Below are 264 nucleotides of genomic sequence, written 5' to 3'. Positions count from 1 at the left end.
GGGGGATTAGCTCAGCTGGCTAGAGCACCTGCTTTGCACGCAGGGGGTCAACGGTTCGAATCCGTTATTCTCCACGAAGTGAGAAATAGAGGATGGGCGAGCGCAAGCGAAGCCAGTCCTGACAAGTTCTCCACTAGAAAATAGGTCTATGACATGATGTAACAAGCAAAAAGTAATTTTAGTACGAAAGCTAAAAGTATATATCATCCCGCACCCGTCGAAAGACGGAGTGTGCACGTGATAAGGAAAGTAGGAAAGGGCGCA

The 264-nt window shown here is 48.1% G+C and carries 1 tRNA gene; it reads left to right on the top strand.

What is annotated here, in order from left to right:
• Positions 1 to 74 (top strand) — tRNA-Ala (locus H6A28_RS15025).
• The last annotated feature ends 190 nt before the right edge of the window (positions 75 to 264 follow it).

This window comes from Bacteroides mediterraneensis (assembly GCF_016900355.1).
Lineage (GTDB): Bacteria > Bacteroidota > Bacteroidia > Bacteroidales > Bacteroidaceae > Phocaeicola.
Note: the sequence above shows the minus strand (reverse complement) of the source record. Positions and strands in the feature narration are given on the sequence as shown.